This window comes from Melghiribacillus thermohalophilus (genome assembly GCF_004342905.1).
GTDB lineage: Bacteria > Bacillota > Bacilli > Bacillales > Alkalibacillaceae > Melghiribacillus > Melghiribacillus thermohalophilus.
Map to the genome: position 1 here is coordinate 15,071 of NZ_SMAN01000002.1, position 22,641 is coordinate 37,711.

23 protein-coding genes are annotated in these 22,641 nt (G+C 42.3%); 15 read left to right on the forward strand and 8 right to left on the reverse strand.

What is annotated here, in order from left to right:
• The first annotated feature begins 203 nt into the window (after positions 1-203).
• The gene (gene ku, locus EDD68_RS02620) at positions 204-1,037 is read left to right on the forward strand and encodes a non-homologous end joining protein Ku (RefSeq protein ID WP_132370686.1); all 834 of its coding nucleotides are present in this window, start codon (positions 204-206) and stop codon (positions 1,035-1,037) included.
• Positions 1,038-1,097: 60 nt separating this feature from the next.
• On the opposite strand, the gene EDD68_RS02625 is transcribed toward ku, so the two are convergent.
• Entirely contained in the window at positions 1,098-1,301 is a 204-nt protein-coding gene (locus tag EDD68_RS02625) for a NifB/NifX family molybdenum-iron cluster-binding protein (protein ID WP_132370687.1), read from the reverse strand.
• On the reverse strand, positions 1,282-2,562 hold the full coding sequence (locus EDD68_RS02630) for a tetratricopeptide repeat protein (RefSeq protein ID WP_132370688.1): 1,281 nt from the start codon (positions 2,560-2,562) through the stop codon (positions 1,282-1,284). Before EDD68_RS02630 ends, EDD68_RS02625 begins: the two co-directional genes overlap by 20 nt.
• 292 nt (positions 2,563-2,854) lie before the next feature.
• On the opposite strand from EDD68_RS02630, the gene EDD68_RS02635 reads away from it, so the two are divergent.
• Both EDD68_RS02635 and EDD68_RS02640 read left to right on the forward strand, forming a co-directional pair.
• Positions 2,855-4,585 carry a S8 family serine peptidase gene (locus EDD68_RS02635; protein WP_132370689.1) on the forward strand — a complete coding sequence of 577 codons (1,731 nt, stop codon included), beginning with the start codon at positions 2,855-2,857 and terminating at the stop codon, positions 4,583-4,585.
• Between the two features lie 379 nt (positions 4,586-4,964).
• On the forward strand, positions 4,965-5,669 hold the full coding sequence (locus tag EDD68_RS02640; RefSeq protein WP_132370874.1) for a TrmH family RNA methyltransferase: 705 nt from the start codon (positions 4,965-4,967) through the stop codon (positions 5,667-5,669).
• Positions 5,670-5,766: 97 nt separating this feature from the next.
• Here the strand turns inward: EDD68_RS02640 and EDD68_RS02645 are convergent, their stop codons facing one another.
• Both EDD68_RS02645 and EDD68_RS02650 read right to left on the reverse strand, forming a co-directional pair.
• Complete coding sequence (locus EDD68_RS02645; RefSeq protein WP_132370690.1) at positions 5,767-6,636, reverse strand: fructosamine kinase family protein; 870 nt, start codon at positions 6,634-6,636, stop codon at positions 5,767-5,769.
• A gap of 75 nt (positions 6,637-6,711) precedes the next feature.
• On the reverse strand, positions 6,712-7,434 hold the full coding sequence (locus EDD68_RS02650; protein WP_243646734.1) for an AraC family transcriptional regulator: 723 nt from the start codon (positions 7,432-7,434) through the stop codon (positions 6,712-6,714).
• Positions 7,435-7,574: 140 nt separating this feature from the next.
• Here EDD68_RS02650 and EDD68_RS02655 point away from each other — a divergent pair, with 140 nt between their 5' ends.
• The 6 genes from EDD68_RS02655 (at position 7,575) to EDD68_RS02685 (ending at position 15,847) form a co-directional block, all read left to right on the forward strand.
• Entirely contained in the window at positions 7,575-8,864 is a 1,290-nt protein-coding gene (locus EDD68_RS02655; RefSeq protein ID WP_132370692.1) for an extracellular solute-binding protein, read from the forward strand.
• A 181-nt stretch (positions 8,865-9,045) separates the two neighbouring features.
• Positions 9,046-10,260, forward strand: coding sequence for a carbohydrate ABC transporter permease (locus EDD68_RS02660; protein WP_132370693.1), 1,215 nt, complete (start codon positions 9,046-9,048; stop codon positions 10,258-10,260).
• Between the two features lie 12 nt (positions 10,261-10,272).
• Complete coding sequence (locus tag EDD68_RS02665) at positions 10,273-11,115, forward strand: carbohydrate ABC transporter permease (protein ID WP_132370694.1); 843 nt, start codon at positions 10,273-10,275, stop codon at positions 11,113-11,115.
• Positions 11,116-11,142: 27 nt separating this feature from the next.
• Positions 11,143-13,446 (forward strand): glycoside hydrolase family 65 protein, encoded by a 2,304-nt coding sequence (locus EDD68_RS02670; protein ID WP_132370695.1) that lies wholly within the window; start codon positions 11,143-11,145, stop codon positions 13,444-13,446.
• A gap of 227 nt (positions 13,447-13,673) precedes the next feature.
• Positions 13,674-13,829, forward strand: a complete 156-nt coding sequence (locus tag EDD68_RS02675) for a hypothetical protein (protein ID WP_207902529.1) — start codon at positions 13,674-13,676, stop codon at positions 13,827-13,829.
• Between the two features lie 617 nt (positions 13,830-14,446).
• Positions 14,447-15,847, forward strand: a complete 1,401-nt coding sequence (locus EDD68_RS02685; RefSeq protein ID WP_132370698.1) for a Na+/H+ antiporter NhaC family protein — start codon at positions 14,447-14,449, stop codon at positions 15,845-15,847.
• Here EDD68_RS02685 and EDD68_RS02690 read toward each other — a convergent pair.
• Positions 15,818-16,546 carry a YwaF family protein gene (locus EDD68_RS02690; protein WP_132370699.1) on the reverse strand — a complete coding sequence of 243 codons (729 nt, stop codon included), beginning with the start codon at positions 16,544-16,546 and terminating at the stop codon, positions 15,818-15,820. The two genes, EDD68_RS02685 and EDD68_RS02690, sit on opposite strands and share 30 nt — an antisense overlap.
• Positions 16,547-16,917: 371 nt before the next feature.
• Here EDD68_RS02690 and EDD68_RS02695 point away from each other — a divergent pair, with 371 nt between their 5' ends.
• The 6 genes from EDD68_RS02695 (at position 16,918) to EDD68_RS02720 (ending at position 21,090) form a co-directional block, all read left to right on the forward strand.
• Positions 16,918-18,174: a right-handed parallel beta-helix repeat-containing protein gene (locus tag EDD68_RS02695; RefSeq protein ID WP_132370700.1), complete on the forward strand. Its 1,257-nt coding sequence runs from the start codon at positions 16,918-16,920 to the stop codon at positions 18,172-18,174.
• Entirely contained in the window at positions 18,164-18,730 is a 567-nt protein-coding gene (locus tag EDD68_RS02700) for a nitrous oxide reductase accessory protein NosL (RefSeq protein ID WP_132370701.1), read from the forward strand. Before EDD68_RS02695 ends, EDD68_RS02700 begins: the two co-directional genes overlap by 11 nt.
• A 20-nt stretch (positions 18,731-18,750) precedes the next feature.
• Entirely contained in the window at positions 18,751-19,575 is an 825-nt protein-coding gene (locus EDD68_RS02705) for an ABC transporter permease (RefSeq protein WP_132370702.1), read from the forward strand.
• A gap of 7 nt (positions 19,576-19,582) precedes the next feature.
• Entirely contained in the window at positions 19,583-20,287 is a 705-nt protein-coding gene (locus EDD68_RS02710; protein WP_243646735.1) for an ABC transporter ATP-binding protein, read from the forward strand.
• Positions 20,288-20,439: 152 nt separating this feature from the next.
• Positions 20,440-20,703, forward strand: coding sequence for a YwdI family protein (locus EDD68_RS02715; protein ID WP_132370704.1), 264 nt, complete (start codon positions 20,440-20,442; stop codon positions 20,701-20,703).
• An 18-nt stretch (positions 20,704-20,721) separates the two neighbouring features.
• Entirely contained in the window at positions 20,722-21,090 is a 369-nt protein-coding gene (locus EDD68_RS02720; RefSeq protein WP_132370705.1) for a DUF423 domain-containing protein, read from the forward strand.
• Here EDD68_RS02720 and EDD68_RS02725 read toward each other — a convergent pair.
• From EDD68_RS02725 to EDD68_RS02735, 3 genes are all read right to left on the reverse strand, one after another.
• On the reverse strand, positions 21,077-21,331 hold the full coding sequence (locus tag EDD68_RS02725) for a hypothetical protein (protein ID WP_132370706.1): 255 nt from the start codon (positions 21,329-21,331) through the stop codon (positions 21,077-21,079). The two genes, EDD68_RS02720 and EDD68_RS02725, sit on opposite strands and share 14 nt — an antisense overlap.
• A gap of 63 nt (positions 21,332-21,394) precedes the next feature.
• Positions 21,395-21,910, reverse strand: coding sequence for a spore coat protein GerQ (gerQ, locus tag EDD68_RS02730; protein WP_243646736.1), 516 nt, complete (start codon positions 21,908-21,910; stop codon positions 21,395-21,397).
• A gap of 16 nt (positions 21,911-21,926) precedes the next feature.
• On the reverse strand, positions 21,927-22,349 hold the full coding sequence (locus tag EDD68_RS02735) for a cell wall hydrolase (RefSeq protein WP_132370707.1): 423 nt from the start codon (positions 22,347-22,349) through the stop codon (positions 21,927-21,929).
• Positions 22,350-22,641 lie beyond the last annotated feature (292 nt).

A 22,641-nucleotide genomic window follows, 5' to 3' on the forward strand; every position in this document is an offset into this window, starting at 1 on the left:
GCTGAGCTGCTCCGGCTCTTTATGGTTCAGATAGCCTCCGTTGAGTGGTCTCCAGCAGCCTTTGGGACTTTAGCGGTGCAGTTTAAGCTTTTGTATATAGTGTGTGTCATCCTCCTGTCCATAAACATGCGAATTGATGAAATGCATCTCTTCTTCATATTCCATCAGACAAATGCAAAGACTACTCAAAAAGGAGTGATAACATGCATACGATGTGGAAAGGAAGCATCAGCTTCGGGCTTGTCAATATCCCCGTAAAACTCCATGCTGCAACAGAAAATAAAGATATCAAGCTCCGGCAGCTCCATAAAGAATGTCAGACCCCCATTCAATATAAAAAAGTATGTCCGGTCTGTGAACGGGAAGTGGAGCAGGAGGAGATTGTCAAAGCCTACGAATACGCGAAAAACAAGTTTGTCATTTTGGATGAAGAAGATCTTGAAGAGCTCAAAAAAGAACAGGAGGACAAGGCCGTCGAGATTGTTGATTTCGTAAAGCTCGAGGAAATCGATCCCATATATTTTGAAAGGAGTTACTATATCTCCCCGAACGATGGCGGTAGCAAAGCCTATGCCCTGCTGCGGAAAGCCCTGCAGGATACAGGAAAGATCGGTGTGGCTAAAATTATGATTCGCTCGAAAGAACAGCTCGCTGTCATTCGGGTATATGAAAATACGTTGCTGATGGAAACGATTCATTATCCCGATGAAGTGAGGAACGTATTAGATGTCCCTAATGTACCCGCAGAAGAAAAAGTAGTGAAAAAAGAACTGGATACCGCCAAAATGCTTATCGATCAGCTCACCACTGAATTTGATCCGGAAAAGTATACCGATGAATACCGAAGTGCATTACTGGAACTGATCGAAGACAGGAAAAAAGGAAAGAAGGTGGCAACAGCAAAAGAAAAACCGGTGCCGGACAATGTGACCGATCTGATGGAAGCCCTTCAGAAATCTCTGGAAAGAGCAAAAGGGGACGGAAAGGAAACAAAGAAAAAGACGACACGAAAACGGAAAAAAGCAGCTGGCTCCTGAAGCAGAACAGCCTGTCTCCCGGTCAGGGGAATGACAGGCTGTCTAATCGTTTATCATTCTTTAAAACATGAGCGGATAATCGACGTCATTGTCGTCAAAGATTAACAGATGCTGAGCTGATCCTGCATGTTCATTTACATGTATCCCAGTTGGCGTAGGAACGAGTGGATTGATGTTCTCTCCATCATGAAAAAGCGGATAATCGGCGTCATTGCTTCCAAGGAGGCTATTCATCGCACTGAATTTATGCCCCGGATAAATCACTGATCTGCGCCCCCCTTTCACGGTCATTGATCCAGTCAGGGTGAACCTGATGCGATAGATAGAAATAATGAGCAGCTTTTCTATATTGGTGGATGGAATATAGAACTTCCCCCAGAAGAGCTAATGACCTTGCGTACTCATCCCTTTTTCCGGAGGTTTTAAAAAAAGGAATGATTTCATTTTCCAGAGTATAGGCCAATTCCTCATAGTTCCCCCTGATCCACTCACAGAACACTTTAAACTTGTACTCATATCGTCTATGATTGCAGTATCTGGAGAGATTTAGAGAATTTGAGGCGAGATCAAGCGCTCTCTGGTATTTTCCCATTTTGTTGTATGTTTTGGCAAGAAGATATCTTGTAGAAAGCTGACTGTGAAGATCTTTTTTGTACAGCATAGCTTTTTCGAGATAGTACAAAGCCTTCTTGTACTTTTTTTGCCGGAAAAAAATCAAACCGAGATTGTGGTTAATCTGTCCAAGCACCTGATCGCTCTGTTTATTCTGATGAATGGATAAAATTTTTTCAAGATGTTCTCTTGCCGCATCAAATTCGTTTAAAAAATTTAAATTGATAGAGAAGAGCATGTGGCAGTCAATAATTCTTTCATAATTGAGCTGCTTCTGAAATGCGTTCAGCGCTTGACTGGTCAGATGGTTGGACTTGTTGAAATCATGCAATTTACTTAATGTAACAGCGTGGTACAGCAAGACTTCCCCATCTATATCTTCAAAAGAAACCATGATTTCTTCAAAACAGATTTTTGCAAGATAAAGTTGTCCTGTATTTAAATAATAGATTCCCAGAAACGTATACGCATAATACTGAATGTTTTCTGGAACAGACTCACTGATGTTTAGGATCTCATATACATAGTGTTTGGCTTCGGAAAGTTGGTTGAGCAGCAGGGTATGACCAAAGCGGCAAATAAGATCAATGGCACTGGTTTCTTCATGAAGCGCAGGGTGGATAAAATGTAATTTGTTAAAGTATTGGGAGGATGCTTTGGGGTCTTTTTTAAGAATATAATGGAGCCATTCTTCATATTGTTTTTTTAGGTTATTGAAATCCTGGTCTGTCATTAACTGCCCCCGATCAATGTCCAGGCGCTCACACAGAAGGGTTAGAATTTCATCATGGACCATCACTCTGTTGTTCTCCAGCTTGCTGATGTATGATACAGAACAGATCCCTTCAGCCAGCTCTTCCTGAGTTAATCCTTTTTGACTCCGGAAATATTTAATCCATGATCCCAGGGCCATGAAATCCTCCTTTCAATCGTTGTGTTCCATATTATACCATAAACGCAATGGTCTGGGCAGAGAAAAGAAAAATTGAAACTTCTGTAATAGGGTAGACCTCATGACATGATTCTACTTCTATTTACCTTTTATGACGTAAGTCCTGATGATGTATGCGAGATTCAAAATTTTTGGGAAAAGCCTGATGAGATAGGTTTTTCCCTGTTTTTTTATTCAATACACAACACTCTCCAAGAGCCTTATAATGGGAATTGAAAATTCAAATAATTTCAAATTTTAAGGAGGTTTTTGCATGAAAGTTGGAAAAGCTGTTGTTACCTGGTGTATGACAGCGGCAATGATCGCAGCCCCGGTTCTGGGGTATGCAGAGGGGGTGAAACATCAAAATCAGTCGAAACCGGAACCAGCCGGAACATTACAGAAACAAATTCCAGAGATCCAGAACAAAAATGGGAATAAGTTTTTTGACAACCTCGAACAGAAACTAGATCAGGCAAAAAATGACGAAAAGCTTCCTGTCATTATTCAGTTTGACACATCAAAGGTAAATAGTAATGCAGCCAATGCCCTGCAAAAACGAATTGGAAAATTCGATGTGAAATACAAATATGAAATCATTGATGGAGTGGCTGCCACATTGACAAAAAAACAAATTCAGCAGCTGGAAAACATTCCATTTGTAAAAGTAGTGGAATACGACAGTGAAGTTCAGGCGACCATGGATACTTCCGATGACTGGTTTGGCACTTCTCAGGCAAGAGCAGATTTTGATGTAGAAGGGGATCTGGACGGGAACCCGAATTCCTACTCAAAAGATGATGTGGTCGTAGCTGTTATTGATACGGGAATTGATGCTTCCCATGTGGATTTAAACAACGGGAAAGTAATCGGCTGGAAAGACTATGTTCGAGGCCAATCAACACCATATGATGATAACGGTCACGGCACACACGTTTCAGGAATTATTGCAGGAGAAGGTGACGGCAATAGCCGTTACGAAGGAGTGGCTCCTGGAGCAGCACTCGTTGGTATTAAAGTGCTTGACCGGAATGGAAGCGGAAGCATGAGTGATGTGACAGCAGGGATCGAATGGGCTGTTCAAAATAAAGATACTTATGGTATCGAGGTTTTGAATTTGAGCTTAGGGACATCGGCAAGCTCTGACGGTACGGACTCCACTTCACAGGCAATTAATTATGCGGTAGATCAGGGGCTTGTTGCAGTTGTTGCAGCCGGCAATTCAGGACCAGACACGTACACCGTTGGCTCCCCTGGAGCAGCTGAAAAGGCGATTACGGTAGGAGCGGGAGCGGACCTCGGTGAAGGGGGCTATTTCCTGGCTAATTTTTCAAGCCGCGGATATACAGCTGATAACCGTATTAAACCAGATATAGTCGCGGCTGGCTATAACATCATGGCTCCTGAGGCTAACTCAACGAATGGATATGTAGAATACAGCGGAACAAGTATGGCAACCCCGTTTACTGCAGGTGCCATTGCTTTAATGCTTGATAATAATTCGTCTTTAAATCCGTCCCAGGTAGAAGATCATCTGTTTGGAACGGCTCTTGACTGGGGACCTTCTGGCAAGGATATTGATTACGGTCATGGATTTTTGGACGGATATGCAGCAGTAGCAAGTGCTGGAGGTGATTCTGGTACAAATATTGAGCGCCCCGATCATTTTTACGGAAGTGAAAGCCTTCCTGGAAGCGGCTATAGCGATGTATTCAACCTGAGCGTCGATGATACAAGTTATCCAGTTGCCATTACGATGATCATGCCAGATTGGACAAGCAGCTGGTTCTATACCGATCCGGATTTTGATATCTATGTCTATGATCCAAACGGTAATCAAGTCGCCCAATCAGAGGGAACTCAGCGTCAAGAAACTATTTCTTTTACACCAACTCAAACCGGAACCTATCAAATTGAAGTATACTCCTACAGAGGAGATGGAAACTACTTCTTTGATGTCAGTGCAGGGGGACAGGGCCTCTCCCTTGCTCAGGACGATAGGTAATACGAGAACGAATAGAGAGCATGTCAATCTGATAGATTTCAAAATTTGCGATTTGTCATTATCGGTATCAGGAACCATATTTCAGAACGATCCTTCATCTGTAGGTTGATGGATCATGTTGGGGGTCAAATCGTCAACCACGTCCATCACCGTATCTATACAGGGATGCTCGAAGAAAAACACAACAGAAAAGCTCATCATAAAACCCGCCAGTAATGAAAACCCCGACATGATATTCATTATCATGCAGGGTTTTTTCATTCTAATCGAGCATAGCTGATGAGAGGGGTGTGGCACTAAATGAATGGACAAATCGGGTAAAAATCGGAATAATGGAAAGGGATGATCACGGCTGTTGGGGGTGAACATCATGGGTCATCTGGAAGAACAGGATCTCGCGATGCTGGAACCGCTATTTTTTAAGGGGTATTTGCATGAGAATAACCAGCATATCTGGGAAATGATTTTACCCAAAAGATTAAGACGCATGTACGATATTTTAAATAAACGAACTGAATACGTTTCCGTTTTGACTGAAGCGGTGGATGACGGGCATAATCAGGCGGCGATCTTGCGCAGTGCGGAAGCTTTTGGGGTTCAAAACGTGCATATTGTAACAGGCAAACATGCGTTTGATCCATCGAGAAGTATTTCCAAAAGTGCTGACAGCTGGCTCACCTTGAAGAAACACCGGTCAATAGAAGGGGCCATTCATGAATTGAAAAGGGATGGTTATCAGATTATCGCCAGCAATCTAAGTCACGATGCGGTCCCCGTTCAGGAGATTGATGTATCAAAGCCGACTGTTCTGATGTTTGGAAATGAGCAGAGTGGAATTTCTGCGAAAGCACTTGATCTTTCTGATCAGGATTTTATGATTCCCATGGATGGATTTATGCAGAGTTTTAATGTTTCCGTGGCAGCAGCATTAAGTTTATATGAGGTGACCAGACGGGCTAAGGAACAGGCCGGTGATCAATATTTTCTGGATGAAGAACGAAAAAAAGAACTGTATCATCAATGGATGATGAAAACCTTGAATCCCCGGGTAAGAAAAATGGTAGAAACCGGGAAAATGAAATAGATGTTTGTTCCTAAACAGGCAATATCCCTTAAATGAAAGGGAATTGCCTGTTTAGTTTTGGAATGAAGCTTCTTCCTTTTGATCATAGAAGGATTGTTTATGAGATATACCTGGACAGAATACGGTCAATAGACCCTCCATATCCTTCTCCGAACAGATTGAGATGCACAAGGAGATAGTAGAGCTGATAGAGGGGTTTCACATCTTCGTAATAATCGGGGAGCGGATAGATTTCCTCATAAGCGCGGTAGAATGTTTGAGAAAAGCCCCCGAATAGTTCGGTAAAGGATATTTCGAATACATGATCCCCGTACAGGATGGAAGGATCAATCAGGTAAGGAGTCCCCCCTGAGCCGACAACCCAGTTGCCTCCCCACAGATCACCGTGCAAAAGGGATGGTCGTGCGGGCTCTGGAATCCACCGATCCAGCTGGTCAAGTAATTTCTCCATTTGTATTTTTCGTTTTCCCGTCATGCGACCCTGTTCAAGGGCCAGTTGATACTGGGGATACAGTCTGCGCTCCCGGTAATATGAAATCCAGCTATCATACCATCCATTGGGCTGGGGGAGTACTCCAATAAACGTATCCTCTTCATAACCAAATGATATCTGGCCTGTTTTATGCATCTGTGCCAGGTTTTGACCGAGTTTTTCATCGGTATATGGGGTTTTTGATCCTTCCACCCAGTCCAGTATGAGAATACCTGTTTCTTCATCAGTAGGTTCATTGTAATAGTGGACATGAGGAACCTGGATTGTTCTTGTAGATTCAATTTCTTTAAGCCCCTTTGCCTCTACACGAAAAAAATGAGAAGGGATACCTTTATTGATTTTAACAAAATATTCTCCGTCATTAGCCCGTACGTAATAGGCCTTGTTGATGCTGCCCCCCGATACCGACTGAACATCGTCAATTGGCTGATTAAATTGGTGTTCCTTTAGTAAGTGAATCAGCTCATTCAACATCATCGCTCCCTCCTGATTGGTTTGACCCTATACGACAATTTTCGGTGTATTCAGACGGGTGACTGTCACCCTTTGTTATTGTTTGTTGTTGATGTGTTTTTCGCGGAATTCTTTTGGGGTGATGCCGGTATATTTTTTGAACAGGGATGTATAATAACTCTGGTTGCAAAAACGGAACAATGAAGAAATCTCTGAAATTGAAGAAGTGGTGTGAAGCAAAAAATATTTGGATTCTTCAATGCGCTTTTGATTAATGTACTGGACAATGGAGACACCGACTTCCTTTCTGAACAAATGTGACAAATAACTGGAGCTGACAAAACTTTGCTTGGCAATAACTCCGAGTTTTAAATCCTGCAAAATATGATCATGGATATACGTAATTGCCCGATTGACTGTCTTGCTGTAGGGCAGTTTTTCTTCATCTTTTAACACCTGAATAAAATGATCCAGCATGCTGTATTCGAGTTGCTCCAGCTCTTGATAGTCATCCATTCTTTCAATCTCTAGAATATACGTGTCACTTAACGTAAATGCTTTTTCCGGCTGAACCCCTCCCTGAATAATTGCCCGGGTAAAGAGGGTACAGCTGCAGATCAGGGAGTTTTTTAACGACCTTAATGGCTGATCTGCGAGTTTAGGCCGCTGATCCCGGTTAATGCTTCCTAAAATATTTAATGATTTCGTTCTATTCCCGTTTTGGATGGCATCCAGAAGCCTCTGTTCCATCAGAAACGAAGGGTGAAAGTACTCACTTTCAAGGTTTTTCATGCGGTTTTGCTGAAATTTTTCTTTCATGGAAGGTTTGATTTTGCTTTTCATGTTCTCACCCACAAACAAAAAAATTTAGTAGATATATAAAAATTTTAATATCTTTGTAAGCGATTACGCAATAAAATTGAATTGAGCCTTTTAAAATCAAAAGGGAGGTCAACAAAATGAAAAAGTGGCTTTTAGGCTTAATGATGCTCGTTTTCGTTTTGGCATTAGCTGCTTGCAACAGCAACGACGAAAGCGACGGAAATGAAACAGATGGAAATAACAATCAAAATGAACAGACAGAAGATGAGAATACAAATAATGATGCTTCAGGTGAAAAGACAGTCATTAAGTTTGCTGCCCAGAACGACAATACACCTGCTACCCAAAAAGTGATTGACGCATTCAACAACAGTCAGGACAAGTATGTGGTAGAATGGGTAGAAATGACAAATGACTCTGCTCAGATGCATGATCAGCTATTAAACTCTTTATCCAGTGAGTCCAGTGAATACGATGTGATCTCAATGGACGTTGTCTGGGCCGGTGAATTCGCAGGAGCAGGATTCCTGGAGCCAATTGATATGATGATGGATGAAGCCGGTTTAAAAGCTGATGACTTCAACCAGGGTTCCATGGTTTCAGGCAACTACAAAGGTATCCAGTATACGTTGCCTTTCTTCCCTGACCTGGGATTGTTGTATTTCCGTTCAGATATCGTTTCTGAAGAAGATGCTCAAAAACTGATCTCTGGTGATTATACGTATGAAGATTTAGCTGCGATGGCTGAAAAATATACCGGTGAAAATGACACGAAATACGGTTTTGTTTATCAGTCCAATCAATACGAAGGTCTGACGGTAAACCTCGCTGAATTTACTGATCAGTTCAGCAACATTGAAGAAGGTTTGCAAACCATGTATGAATATACAGCAGCGGATTGGACACCAGAAAACATTCTGACCTTTACAGAAGGTGAAACCCATACAGCCTTTGAAAATGGAGATGCTGTATTTGCCAGAAACTGGCCTTACATGTATGGTCGTATCATGAATCCTGAAACGGAAGCAACAGTGACTCCTGAACAGGTAGGTATTGCACCTCTTCCTAATGGAGGAGCTGTAGGAGGATGGCTGCTAGGAATCAGCAAATTCTCTGAAAATAAAGAAGGTGCATGGGAATTCTTAAGCTTCCTTGCCGGCGAAGAAGGACAGAAGATCATGTCCACAGAAGGAGGATATCTGCCAGGTTATACTCCGCTTATGGACAATGAGGAAGTTCTGGGATCAAATGACCTTCTAAGCTTTGAAGGGTTCCAGAATGCATTGAATTCAACGATTGCACGTCCAGTTTCCTCTAACTATTCTGAGACTTCAGATACCATTCAGATTAATGCTCATAAATACTTAAGCTCTGGGTCCGGCCTTGAAGAAGCCGTTCAGGCGATTGAAGAAGCATTAGCTGAATAAACCAATGTTGGAACGAATGAAAAAAGGGCTCGTTAGTGAGCCCTTATTTCTTCGCCATTTTATCGAATCGTGTCGTATACGCATTGTGAAATCAAAGAAGCAGACATATAACATCTGACCTGAATCGCAGTGTTCAGGAAGGGAGTATATGTAATCAGGCGGAGGGAAGGAGGTCATCCATATGAAAAAGATGGGGTTTAAGGAATTCTTGTATATCGTTCCTGTATTATTTTTGATTGGTGTGTTTTCACTATGGCCGGTCATCCAGTCTTTTACCTATTCCTTTTTTGATTATCGGTTAAATGATCAGACAAAATCAGAGCTGCTATTAAGTGAGAAGTTTAACGTAGATTTATACAGTGAACGGTCCTTTTACATTGAGCGGTTTTTAAATCAGAGCATGCCTGAAATCACCGATGGAGAAGATCGGCAACAGGTTGAAAAACTGATAGCAGATCTAAATGATCTGAATCAGCAGTTCGAGGGTCAGGAAGGCGTTATCAAAATATCCGGAGATGTGACCGATCAGGTTAAAAACGTGTATGAATCTGCCGATCAGCTCGTTGCTGAATTAAGTGAAACATATGAACTTGTTCAGGAAGAAAATTTGCCTTTGCTTATTGATGACATTCAAAATAGTTTAGTCCAGTCTAATTTTATTGGTCTGGAAGGCTATGCAAAGGCATTAACAGATGATCGTCTTCAATATTCACTTGGCGTGACCCTTGCCTTTACGATTATTTCGGTATTTTTGGAACTCGTGTTTGGTCTCGGCATGGCAATGATCATGAATAAAGCCATTCAGGGACAGGGCTTTATTCGAGTGACTTCTTTGATTCCCTGGGCCATTCCGACTGCAGTGGCAGCCTTGATGTGGAGCTATTTATATGATGGGCACTACGGAGTGGTGGCAGCCATTTTTGAATCACTCGGGTTCATCGAAAATTCAACGGATCTCCTGCAAACCAGTCTGGGCGGAATCAGCGCAGTCATTCTTGCAGATGTGTGGAAAACAACGCCATATATGGCTATCCTCCTACTGGCAGGTTTGCAAAACATTCCAAATACATTATACGAAGCAGCATCCATAGACGGAGCATCAAAAATTCAGCAATTTTTCAAAGTAACACTGCCGCTCCTAAAACCTTCTATTCTTGTCGCTCTGTTATTCCGCACACTGGACGCATTCCGGGTGTTTGATTTGATTTATGTATTAACGAGCGGCGGACCAGGCGGGGCAACGGAAACGATGTCAGTCTATGCGTATAAAGTGATGTTCGGCCAAATGAATTTCGGATATGGATCTGTGATCGTCATGATCATGTTTATCTGTGTGGCGATTATTGCAACGATTTATGTGAAAGTACTTGGTACCAACCTTATGGAAAAAAATTAAGGAGGGAAGGGCATGGCTAAATCAAAACATCCAAATGGAGCGAAAAAGTGGCCCTTTTTTACCGTCCTGTTTATCTATCTGGCCGTGGTTGTATTTCCATTTTTCTGGGTGCTGATTACCTCCTTCAAAAGCAACGGTGAAATTTTTGGTGATAACGCCTTTGGACTTATTCCCCAGAATCCAACGATCCAGCATTATGTTTCGGTTATAACGGAAAAGGGCATGTTACATGCGATTATGAACAGTTTAATCGTTTCAGTGGTGACAACCATATATATTATTTTAGTCGCAACGTTTGCGGCATACGCCATTTCCCGCTTTGAATTTCGGGGAAAAAATGTGCTGCTTGGGCTGATTTTAGCGGTATCGATGTTTCCGCAGATGATTATCGTAGGTCCGATCTATGATTTATTTCTGAGCATTGGCTGGACCAACAGTTACTGGGTGGTGCTGCCGTACTCATCCATTACCCTGCCAATGGCGGTATGGATTTTGGTGACCCACTTTAATCAGATTCCCCTGGCTCTTGAGGAATCGGCAAAAATAGACGGTGCAACACCTTTTCAGACCCTGTTTAAAATTGTCTTCCCTCTCGCAGCGCCCGGTGTATTCACCACTGCGATTATCGTATTTATCATTGCATGGAACGAATTTTTGTTGACCATTACACTTAATGCCAACAGTAAGTTTCATACAGTTCCGGTAGCGATTTCGTTTTTGCGCACGCAATTCGAAATTCTCTGGGGACAGGTTGCAGCAGCAACCATCATTGTGACCATCCCTACACTGATCATTGTCCTTTTATTCCAGCGGCAAATTGTATCCGGATTAACAAGCGGCGGTGTCAAGGAATAAGCAACAGAGACAAAGAGGTGAGACAGAATGACATGGACGGTTTCGAGCCGGACACTCCAGAAAAAAGATTTATGGACTCAGGAAAGTTTATATGCCCTTGGCAATGGCTATATTGGTGTGCGCGGCAATTTTGAAGAAACATATGGATCCGGTTTGAAAGAAATAAGAGGAACTTACCTGAACGCTTTTCATGATGTTATTGATATCCCGTATGGCGAAAAACAATACGGTTTTCCTTCTACCCAGCAAAAGATGGTGAACGTGATTGATGCCCAGACGATTAAACTATATTTTGGAGAAGAAAGGGAAGCCTTTTCAATCAGTGATGGAGAAATTCTTGATTACAAACGGTCTCTCCATCTGGACCAGGGGTACTCTAGCAGAAAAATTCACTGGCGTTCACCTCGGGGAAAAGAGGTAAACATGTATTTTGAACGGCTAGTCTCTTTTGCACATCGGGAATTGTTCACCATCTTCCTACGTGTGGAACCAGTTAATTTTCAAGGATTGGTTACCATTGAATCAACAGTAAATGGAGACGTTTACAATTATGTCAATCCTGATGACCCTCGTGTCGGTGCAGGACATGCGAAAAGCCTGAACGTAGTAAAAGCCGAAGTCAATCAACAGAGAGGAATGGTCCTGTGTGAGACGAAAACATCCGACCTCCAGGTTGGATGCCTGACGGAACATGAGATTCATCCTTCTTCCAGTAGGATGGAAATCTCCAGTGATGAACATTCGGTCTCTTTTACCTATGAATGTTTTCTCAAACAGGGTGAAGGAATGGAACTGGTGAAAAAAAACATCTATGTGGATACATTGCGTCATGGAAACGACCTTTTGCAGGCAGCAAATGAAAAAATGGACACATTCAAACATCTGTCTTTTTCGGATATAAAAGATGCCCAGATCAGATATATGGAGGCTTTCTGGAAGCGTAGCGACGTGGAGATTGAAGGAGATTCATCCCTGCAGGAGGGCATTCGGTTTAATCTGTTCCATCTCTTGCAGGCTGCTGGAAGAGACCCGTATAGCAACGTGGGGGCCAAAGGGCTTTCGGGTGAAGGATATGAAGGGCACTATTTCTGGGATACGGAAATTTACATTGTTCCGGTATTTTTAATGACGAATCCGGAACTGGCCAAACAATTGCTGATTTACCGCTACTCGATTCTGGATGACGCCAGAAATCGTGCCAGAGAGCTGGGACATAAAAAAGGGGCGCTGTATCCGTGGCGAACGATCAGCGGTACAGAGTGTTCCTCGTTCTTCCCGGCTGGAACGGCTCAGTATCACATCAGTGCTGATATTGCCTACAGTTATATCCAGTATTTTCATGCGACAAAAGATATACCATTTATGATTGATTATGGCGCAGAGGTCCTGTTTGAAACCGCCAGATTATGGACAGATGTTGGTCATTACCGGAATGATGGCCGATTTGCGATTGAAGATGTTACCGGACCTGATGAATACACATGTATTGTGAACAACAACTATTATACCAATGTAATGGCGAAACATAATTTATACTGGGCAAGCATGATCTATCATGAACTAAAAAAATGGAATCAAAAGGCTTTTGACCGGTTAGCCGGCAAGCTTCAGCTGGATGATCAGGAAGCAGAAGATTGGAAAAATGCTGCTGACCATATGTACCTCCCTTATGATGAAGAGCGGGACATCAACCCGCAGGATGATACATTTTTAGACAAAGCCATCTGGGACTTTGCCGGTACACCAGAGGATCATTATCCACTTTTGCTTCACTATCACCCTTTAACCCTATACCGTTACCAGGTATGTAAACAGGCTGACACAGTGCTGGCCCATTTTCTCCTGGAGGATGAAGTAAAGCCTGAAACGATGAAACATTCTTTTGATTACTACGAGAAAATTACAACCCATGATTCTTCCCTTTCCACCTGTATTTTCAGCATTATGGCTGCAAGGCTGGGGGATATGGACAAGGCTTACCGTTATTTTATCGAGACCGCCAGACTGGATTTAGATAATACAAAAGGGAATACGAAAGACGGACTTCACATGGCAAACATGGGCGGCACCTGGATGGCCATTGTATTTGGCTTTGCCGGTTTGCGAATCAAGGAAGATGGATTGTATTTATCACCGAAAATTCCGGAAGGATGGAGTCGTTATTCTTTTCATGTACAATATCAGAACAGCAATATGAAAATCACCGTGACAAACGATGAACTAAAGATTGAACTGATTGAAGGGAGCGAGGTAACCCTTAAACTTTATGGTGAACGGTACACCATCAAACGCCAGACTCCCTTTGCACGATCCATAAAAGAAACCGTGTAATGAAAAGGTGCTCCGGATGGTGCCAGTGCCAGGTGCTAACCGGGGCATCCGCTACATGGGAGATGCTGCCTACATATGGATACGGACGAAAAACCTATGTCAGCATACATTTTCCAGATACTAGTAAACCTGTGTAGTCATAAATGCTTGAATTTTTTAAAAAGGTAAACAATTGACTGGATTTCATGTATAATAATAATTGGAGTCTTGGAAAAGGGGCGGGTTTGATGAGCACCTATCGGCAGCTGAAATCAGAATTTGAGTCAAAATTAAAACGAAAACTGGCAGATGAAGAAAAAAATTTTTTATACTGGGTTTGTGAAAAACATTTTCAGGAAAATCGGAATATACGCCGCAAGCAATTTTTTCTGCTGTTCAAGTAACATTTTTGGCCTTTTAAATGGGGCTGTCTCAGAAGAATGGATGAATTCTTTTGAGACAGCCCCATTTTGTGGTGACAACTTTCTATGGGGTGTCGGTCACGTTTTTGAATGGTCAGGGGCATCTGATTGCGCTTTTTGCGGGAAGCAATTTTCACATATGAAACTTCCCGCATGTTTTAAATATGATTTTATTTCGGTCATCCCTTTATGTTCGGGAAACCGCATCTTGATGAAAACAACATCTCCCCCTTTGATTTCTTTATCACATTCTATGCATCTGGGAACGTTGCCAAACACTTATCTGCCCCCCAGTTTCCATTTGGTTTATAGGTAAATACGAAAATGTTCATAATGGGTTTCATGAGTGTATTCCTGGAGGCTCGCGTAAGCTTCAGGCTCCTCCCCGTGACTCAGGAATGGTTAGTATCTTGCCAGTTTTGAGTCGGTTTGCCGTTTGTATTCCTCTGGAATGGTGTCTCGGCTCCCTGTTGCCTGGCCGAATTGCCCTTCCATAATTCCCCTTCTTGCGCTCCCTTTCTTATCCTGTCATCTCTCGGTGTATAGTTCCTATGGATTTTCACATCCTAACATCAGAACTGACAGAAAGGATAGAGTTTATGGAGTGGTTATCAATTCTTCCCTTTTTCATCGTGATTTTGGTAGCGGTTATAACAAAACAGGTAGTTCCAAGTCTGTTTTTAGGAGTGCTGGCATCCGGTTATCTGGCCGAGCTTCACTGGCTTGATGGACTAACGGCCATGTTGAGATACATGGTTGAAAGTTTAAGTGATCCAAATAACCTGAAAATCATCATCTTTTTATATGCGTTTTCAGCCCTTGTTGGCCTGATGAAGATGGCGGGGGGCATAAAAGGATTTGTCAGCAAAGCCTCCGAAAAAATGAAAACAAAACGAAGCGCCCTTTTGCTTACCTGGATTTCAGCTTTAGGTACGTTTGCTGCTCCCAGTTTTCGTATTGTCACCATTACGCCTATTTTAAAAGCTTTAAAAAGTAAAATTAAGATGACAAAACAGGAACTTGGATTTGTGATTGAAACAACCGCCTCCCCTTTGATTGTCCTCATTCCGGTTGCAACCGCATTTGTAGGGTATATGACATCGATCATTGAGCTGTCGTTGCATCAGTCGGGAATACAGGGTGATGCCTATAGTTTATTTTTAAACAGTATTCCTTACAATTTTTTTGCCTTTGCCATGATCTTGACCGGAATATATTATGCTGTTTTTCATAAGCGGGGAAAAGATATAAGCGTAAAGGAAGAGAATCATCCAGGAGAGGAAGAAGACGGCTGGGAGGACTGTCATCCTGCAGTTGCGGAAGAATTTCCTGAAAAACCGATGAATTTAATTTTTCCCCTGATTAGTGTGATCTTTTTTACCTTTTTCTTTATGTATTTTTTGGGAGGAGAAAGCGGGGTTAAGGGGCTGGAGGTTTTTCTTGAAGCCAATGTGCTGGATGCCATGGTATTAGGGCTGCTGATCACGATTGTATGGTTTTTGATATACCTCCTTCGATTCCATAAGTTAAAGGTCATGATGAAATATTTGATAGAAGGCGGAAATGAAATGATGGGGGTCATCGTCCTGTTAACACTCGTCTGGGCCCTGAGTATCGGATCTGAAGAACTGAAGTTTGCTGATACGATTTCTTCTGCTCTATCCTGGATTCCTCCTGCATTCGTCGGCGGGCTTCTATTCGTTGTTGGATGTGGTCTGTCTTATTTCATCGGATCAGCATGGGGTACATGGGGGATCTTAATGCCTGTAGGTGTTTCACTGGCTCAGGCTGCAGGAAGCGATCTGGCCTTTGTCATTGGCGCTGTGTTCGCCAGCGGAACATTTGGTGCATTCGCCTCCCCTTTAAGCGATGATACCAATACCACAGCAGGGATTCTTGATTTAAATACGATTCAATACGCGAAATATAAATTAAAACCTGCTCTGATTGCGGCAGTCATTGCAGCTGTTCTATTTTTTATTACTCCGGTATTTGTTTAATCCATAGGCATACCACAACCATTGAATGATGAATACAAATAATGCTGTAACTTCCAGACTGATCAAGTAATTGATCCCGTCCCCGAAAAAATCCAGGAGTGTGGCCGCTTCTGGTCTTTTGTTTAAATATAAATAATTGGCATTCCAGAGCCGATTAAGAGGATAAATCAAAAGGGCATACAGATTTAAAACAATAAAGACTTCCAAAACCACTCTGAAGCGTATGGATACGGGTCTGGTTAATACAAGAAACAAACTGGCCCAGGAAATGATCATATGATGAATGAAAAATTTAAAAAAACGAAAATGAGGGAAATCATAGGGTAATTCCGGAGTGATTAAAGCCAGCATTGCCGGTGTGAGTCCGATAAAAAAAGCAATTTGAATCAGTTTTTCATAATTGGTCAGGAGGGCGGTAGCCGCCACGATTGAAGCGATTCCGCAAAGGTGCAGGGGAAGATGGTCTGCCGGGTTCCATACCCCATTCGCAGCAGTCCATACTTGATAACTGATTTCAGATCCAAGGAGCAGTATAAAGAAAAAGCCTCTTAATGAATGTTCAAGCGGTGGATGAGTTTGTATCAAAATTGAACCTTTAACAAGTAAGAAAATACCGAAAAAGAATAAGGCAAGCATAATCCAATGGGAAGATGAAAAGGCCACAAAAGGCGGGCTGTCACTATTGTTAGACCAGTACATCGATATCCTCCTGAGGGTACAGTCTCTTCTTTCAAAGAGCTGAGCGAAGAATTTATTTCATTTTAACATATGAAATCTTCATGATCGGATCAAAATCTTTTTCTGTATCAATCGGAATAAGATTAATTATCAGGATTCATATTTTTATCATATATTCTCAATATGTTTGACAAATTTATGATCAGCGTTACAGGTATAATCCGTTAAAATTAATCATGAAAGAGTAGAATGTATGTGTTCGATAGAAAAGCCCGGGCAGAGAAAACGTTTGATGTGTAAAACTTTTTATACGTTTTAAAAGGGTGTGATGTCCTATTCGATCATCGTTTATTTATCCGATCATCCTGATCATTTTTTTGGGTTTTCCATACATGACTTCTGCTGCAGAGGCTGAGAATGTGCTGCAGCGGATGATCAATGAAGCTTCTCCAGGAGATGTTATCAAAGTTCCGGCCGGGGAATATTCGGGTCCAATCGTCGTTGATAAACCGCTGACTGTCCAATCCAATGGGGCAGCGACAATCAGGGGAAGTCAGTTAGATCCTGTCATAACGGTTTTATCTGAGCAGGTAACACTGGATGGACTCAAAATCATCCACCAGTCTCCAGACAAAGATACCAGGGCTATACTTGTAGAAGGAAATCATCATAACCTGAATAACCTAACGATCCGTACTGATGGGTATGGTATTGTATTAAGGGACGCGCACCAGAGCAGGATTACAGAAAATACGATTACGGGAAATGCAGATAGACCAGTATCCGAAAGGCAAAACGGAATCGATTTATTCGGGTCCCATGACAATGTGATTGCCAATAATGACATAATCTATGTCCATGATGGGGTCTATATGGAAAGAAGTGAAGACAATAAGGTGACTCAGAATCATGTGACAAACTCCCGTTACGGCTTTCATCTTATGTTTACTGAAGGAACCATTCTGTCACAAAATCAATCTGAACAAAACGTGACAGGCGCCATGGTCATGGGGACCAGGGAAACATCCGTAAGAGACAATCAGTTCAGCGAACAATTAAACCATGTTTATGCCCAGGGGCTGCTTCTGTATGATGTGCAAAACGCGGAGGTCCATCATAATGTGATTAACGCCAATCTGGTCGGGATGTTGATTCAGGATTCAAAGGAAAACCGCATTTATCAAAATCATGTAGCAGCAAACTTTATAGGTGTTCAGTTGTTAAATGCAGAGCACAATGACATTTTTGAAAACAACTTTGTCGCCAATGTTGTATCCGGGCAGGCCCAGCACAGCGCCTTTAATCGGGTTCAGGGAAATTACTGGGACAGTCATATGGGGCTGGATTTAGACGGGGATGACCACAGTGAAATGGCTTTTCGGGCTGATCCATTTTTCTATACGATTGTAAAAGACAAACCGGCTTTTCAAATCTTTTTCCAGGCGCCGGGAATGGTATTTATGGAGAATCTGTTGAAGTCTGATACAAATTTATGGATGACAGATACTGCTCCACTCATTGAACCTGTTACGGAATCTGAGGTAGAAAACCGATCATCGTCGCTATTATTTATTGGATTTAGTGTTTTGCTTTTGTTATACAGCTTCTATTTTATATATTTTGGAGGGATTAGAAAATATGAAACGTAAACTTATACTGTTCATTGCTTCATTAACTGTTTTTATGGTTCTTGCAAGTTGTGGTTCGGAAGAAGAATATCAGCCTGAAGAACTGACTGATGTGGACCGCTGTGAAGTGTGTAATATGGCTGTCCCACATGATCACAACGCTACGCAAATTGTGTTAAAAGACGGCAAAGCGTTGAAATTCGATGATATTGGTTGTCTGAATGAATGGATTACGGAAAACGGTACCGATGATGTCGGTGCCCAGTTTGTAAGGGATTATCATACAGAAGAATGGATAAACCTCGAAGAAGCCACCTTTGTCTATGACAAAGACTTTAAAACACCAATGGCTTATGGCATTTTTTCGTTCAAAAATGCTGACGATGCCGAAAAATTTTTAGATGAACAGGGAACCGGCAAATTGATGACGCCAGATGATCTAGCCGATCATCACTGGGAACGGAACATGGAAATGATGAAACAGATGAAGGAAATGATGAAGGACAATGAACATAATCATGATCATAGCAGTGAGAATGATGATGAAGAGGAGCATGCTGAAAACGACGAGCAATAAGACAAAGGGTTGTGTGAGGGATGGACATATTCACCATTATGAAAAATGAAATAAAACTTGGTTTTCGAAACCCATGGGCATACAGTTTTCTAGCTATTTTTACGCTTGTGAGTCTGTCTTTGTTATTCATTCAGAGTGGCCCGATTTCGGATTTGAATCAATATACCAAAACCACAGGAACATTCATGAATCTGATTTTATACCTGCTTCCATTAATGACACTGCTCCTGGGTGCATTATCCATAACGAGTGAAAAAGAGGATGGGCGATGGAACCTTCTGTCTACCTATCCTCTCTCATCGTTTGCTTTTATCGCAGGGAAATATGCGGGAATGTTTATTGTGCTTTCGGTGATCATCAGCTTTGGATTTGGGCTGTCAGGCCTGATCAGTGCCTTCATGGGGCAGGGATTATCATTTTATACGGTTTTATGGATCTTCATTTTTTCGATCCTGCTAATTCTATTGTTTTTAGGTATGGCGGTCTGGATCGGGGCTGTATCAAAAAATCGCTGGCAGGCCCTTACCATCAGTGTAGGAATCTGGTTTTTGCTGGTTCTGGCATGGCCGATATTGCTGATCGCCGGGTTGAGCCAGCTGCCATACGCTTCTATTCAGCCGACACTGGAGATTTTGATTTTTTTCAATCCCGCAGAACTGGTCCGAATCTTTGTCACCCTGTACATGGGCGGCGGACATATATTTGGCCCTGAATATTACCAGTGGATTGAATGGTTCCATAAACCTGCCGGCGCACTGTTTTTCATGCTCGTCTGTATGGTCTGGGTATTAGGATCTGTAGGATTAACCATCTGGAAATGGGAAAGGAACAGAAGACATGTCTGATCTCGCATTGAAAGTAAAAGGCCTGGAAAAAAAATATCATGAGCAAACAGTTGTATTCCCGATTGATCTGGAACTTCAAACAGGACAGGTTCTCGCATTATGCGGAGGAAATGGGGCAGGGAAAAGCACGATTTTAAAAATGATTGCTGGAATCGTCGAGCCAACTCAGGGAAGCATACTGGTGGACCATCTTTCCTGGGATAAAAACCGAAAAGAATATGCTAAAAAGATTGGGTACATGCCCGATCATTTTTCTCTGGATATATCACTGACTGTCCGGGAGCTTCTTCATTATTACGCCCGGTTAAAAAAAGTTCCGGGCCAGGAAGTAGATAAAGTGCTGGAGAAGGTTGGACTCGTTTCGGCTCAGAACAAATCCCTTGAAAGCCTTTCTAAGGGCATGCGGCAGCGCTTTGTTTTTGCCCAGGCTATGCTCGGTTCTCCAAAACTGTTAATTCTGGATGAACCAACAAACGGTCTCGATCCGTACTGGATGAAATCCTTTGTGGATATGATTCGTGATCTGAAAAAGGAAAACCAGGCAATCATATTTTCAACCCATCATCTGGACATTGCGGAAGAGACCGCTGATCTGGTTGTTTTTTTGCATGAAGGAAAGGTCATGGAATCCGGGAGCCTTGCAGAGTTGAAACAACAATACAACAACCTTTCCCTGCAGCAAATGTTTACCCGTTTATTTTTTCAAACGTGATTCTCCATCCGGAATCCCCTGTTCATGTTCCATGCAGGGGGTTTGTTGTCTTTCATGTAAAAGGATCACAAAAACATCTTTCTACGGTTATTTAGCACAAGCTGGAAACATGATATACTGAGGTCAGCAAAAAAGAAAAAGGGGGCATATGGATGCCGGTTTCGGATCAAAAAGTCATTCGCAAAATGATGGAGGAGCTAAAACAGGCTTCAGAAAAAATGGGTCAACCTAACAATATGCGTGAACATATTCGTGCCGTCCGGGTACTTGCCGATATCATCCTCGAGGAGAAAGAGGAACCTTCAACCAGCGAAGAAGATGTTGTGAAAATAATCAAAGATGCTCCATCGAAGCAGGAGAAATCCACACCGATCGATCATGACGGAGCAAATGGTGAATCGATATTTGATTTTTAATACAGGGAGGAGACCATCATGAAATTATTTTTCATCATAGGAGCAATCAGCGGATTTTTGTCTGTCGCCCTTGGAGCTTTTGGAGCCCATGGACTGGAAGGGAGAATCTCTGAGAAGATGATGAAGACGTGGGAAAAAGCGGTGGACTATCAAATGTTTCACACCACAGCCATTTTTGTTACTGCGTTACTGATGACGAAATTGAGCAGTACTTCTCTGGTTTCAGCAGGCTGGTTTTTCTTGATAGGGATTCTTCTATTTTCGGGAAGCCTTTATATTTATTCAACAAGCGGAATTAAATTTCTGGCCATGATCACGCCATTTGGTGGGATAGCTTTTTTAATTGGCTGGGTTCTTCTTGGCTATGCGACAGTTAGAATGTTATAAAAATATAGGTGGCAAACACAACGATTAACATAGCCCTGATTAGATGGTTAAACAGGATCGCCGGCTGATTCCGCACATAGTAGCCAATTCCTTCAAATATAAAGCTTAAGGCTAATGCATAAAAGGCCAGTAAAAGAAGAAAATGATATACATCCCTCCACAAAGAAAGAATGCCAAAAATAAGACTGATGGCCATCATTGCGTATTGCATGCGGTAGTATTTTTCAAAGGAATTTTTCATCCGGATCTTCCTTTCGTGACTGAAAAGGAGTACCCTTCCAAACAGAGGATACTCCCTTTTTCTTTACTCTTTTTCATTGCGCTGTGCATATGGATATGCGTAATCCAGCTCTTCATCAAAAACAACATAGTCGAGATAAATCATTAAAAGCAGATACCGTTTTCCGGTCTGGGGATCACTGAGGACGAGATGATCTTTTCCTGCGGCTTCGATAACCCCTTTAAAAATTTTGGCATTCCACTGCTGGTTGTTTTCAAAGGTCATATAAACAGTAGCTAATTTTCCCCGGTTCAGACGAAGAATGTTTTCGATGTATGATTCTTCTCCGGGGAACACGCCTCCACCAGGAAAACTTGCTGGAATGGTTGGCGGATATCCCCCTGGATATCCTGTGGCAGGGTAGCCTGCCTGGTACCCCGGCATTCCAGCTGGAAATCCAGGTACCCCGGTCTGGTACCCCGACAGGCCAGCCTGATACCCCGGCTGTGTTCCGGTTGGATAAGGTCCAGCAGTCGAAGGTGTGTAAGAATAGGGGCTCTGACCCTGGGAATAAGAAGGCATATCATAATTTTTAGACATATATGCACACTCCTTTTTAAAATACTCTTGGACATTCGGAGGGTAAAGGTGAATAGAAACAGTGAGATTTATATCTGCCTGTGTTCCACTGCCCGAACCACTGGGCCGGACAACTTCCCACAGGTCTAAAAAACCATAGGGAATTGGTCGCAGGATGAAACCTTTCACCTCTGATCACTCTTCGGGCAAGGGCGATGTCCTGTTCCCTTGCGCGTTGATAAAAATACGATTTTTGAACAGCTTCAAAGCCACCTGGAGATTGAAAGACCATTTCCCTGATTGTGTCAATATACGTAAAATCCAGGCATGTCGCTCTTACCCGGTTGACACCGACATTGCCGACCATCAACATACCAAGTTTCCCGTCTTCTTCAGCTTCCGCCCGCATTAAACGGGCCAGCAATTTGACATCCTCTTCGTTGTAAGCGATAACGGCCAACCATTTCACCTCACTTTTACAAACCGTTCAACACTTTAGCCTATGTAGCGAAAGCCCAATAGTGTCTTTTAAATGCCATTTGTATCATGTATATGTAAGCATGTTTGGATTAGAACTTTTTTCGAAACAGATAAGGGAATTCTGTGATGGTATGGAAATCATAGATCAAGTAAGAAGAGTCTCATGTTCCCTGACATTCGCAGACAGATTGAAGAAGGAATGATGAGGAGTTGTCTGAGCCACAGCAGGGGATCACGACAACCTGAAGGGCATATTCTCATTATTTAATAAA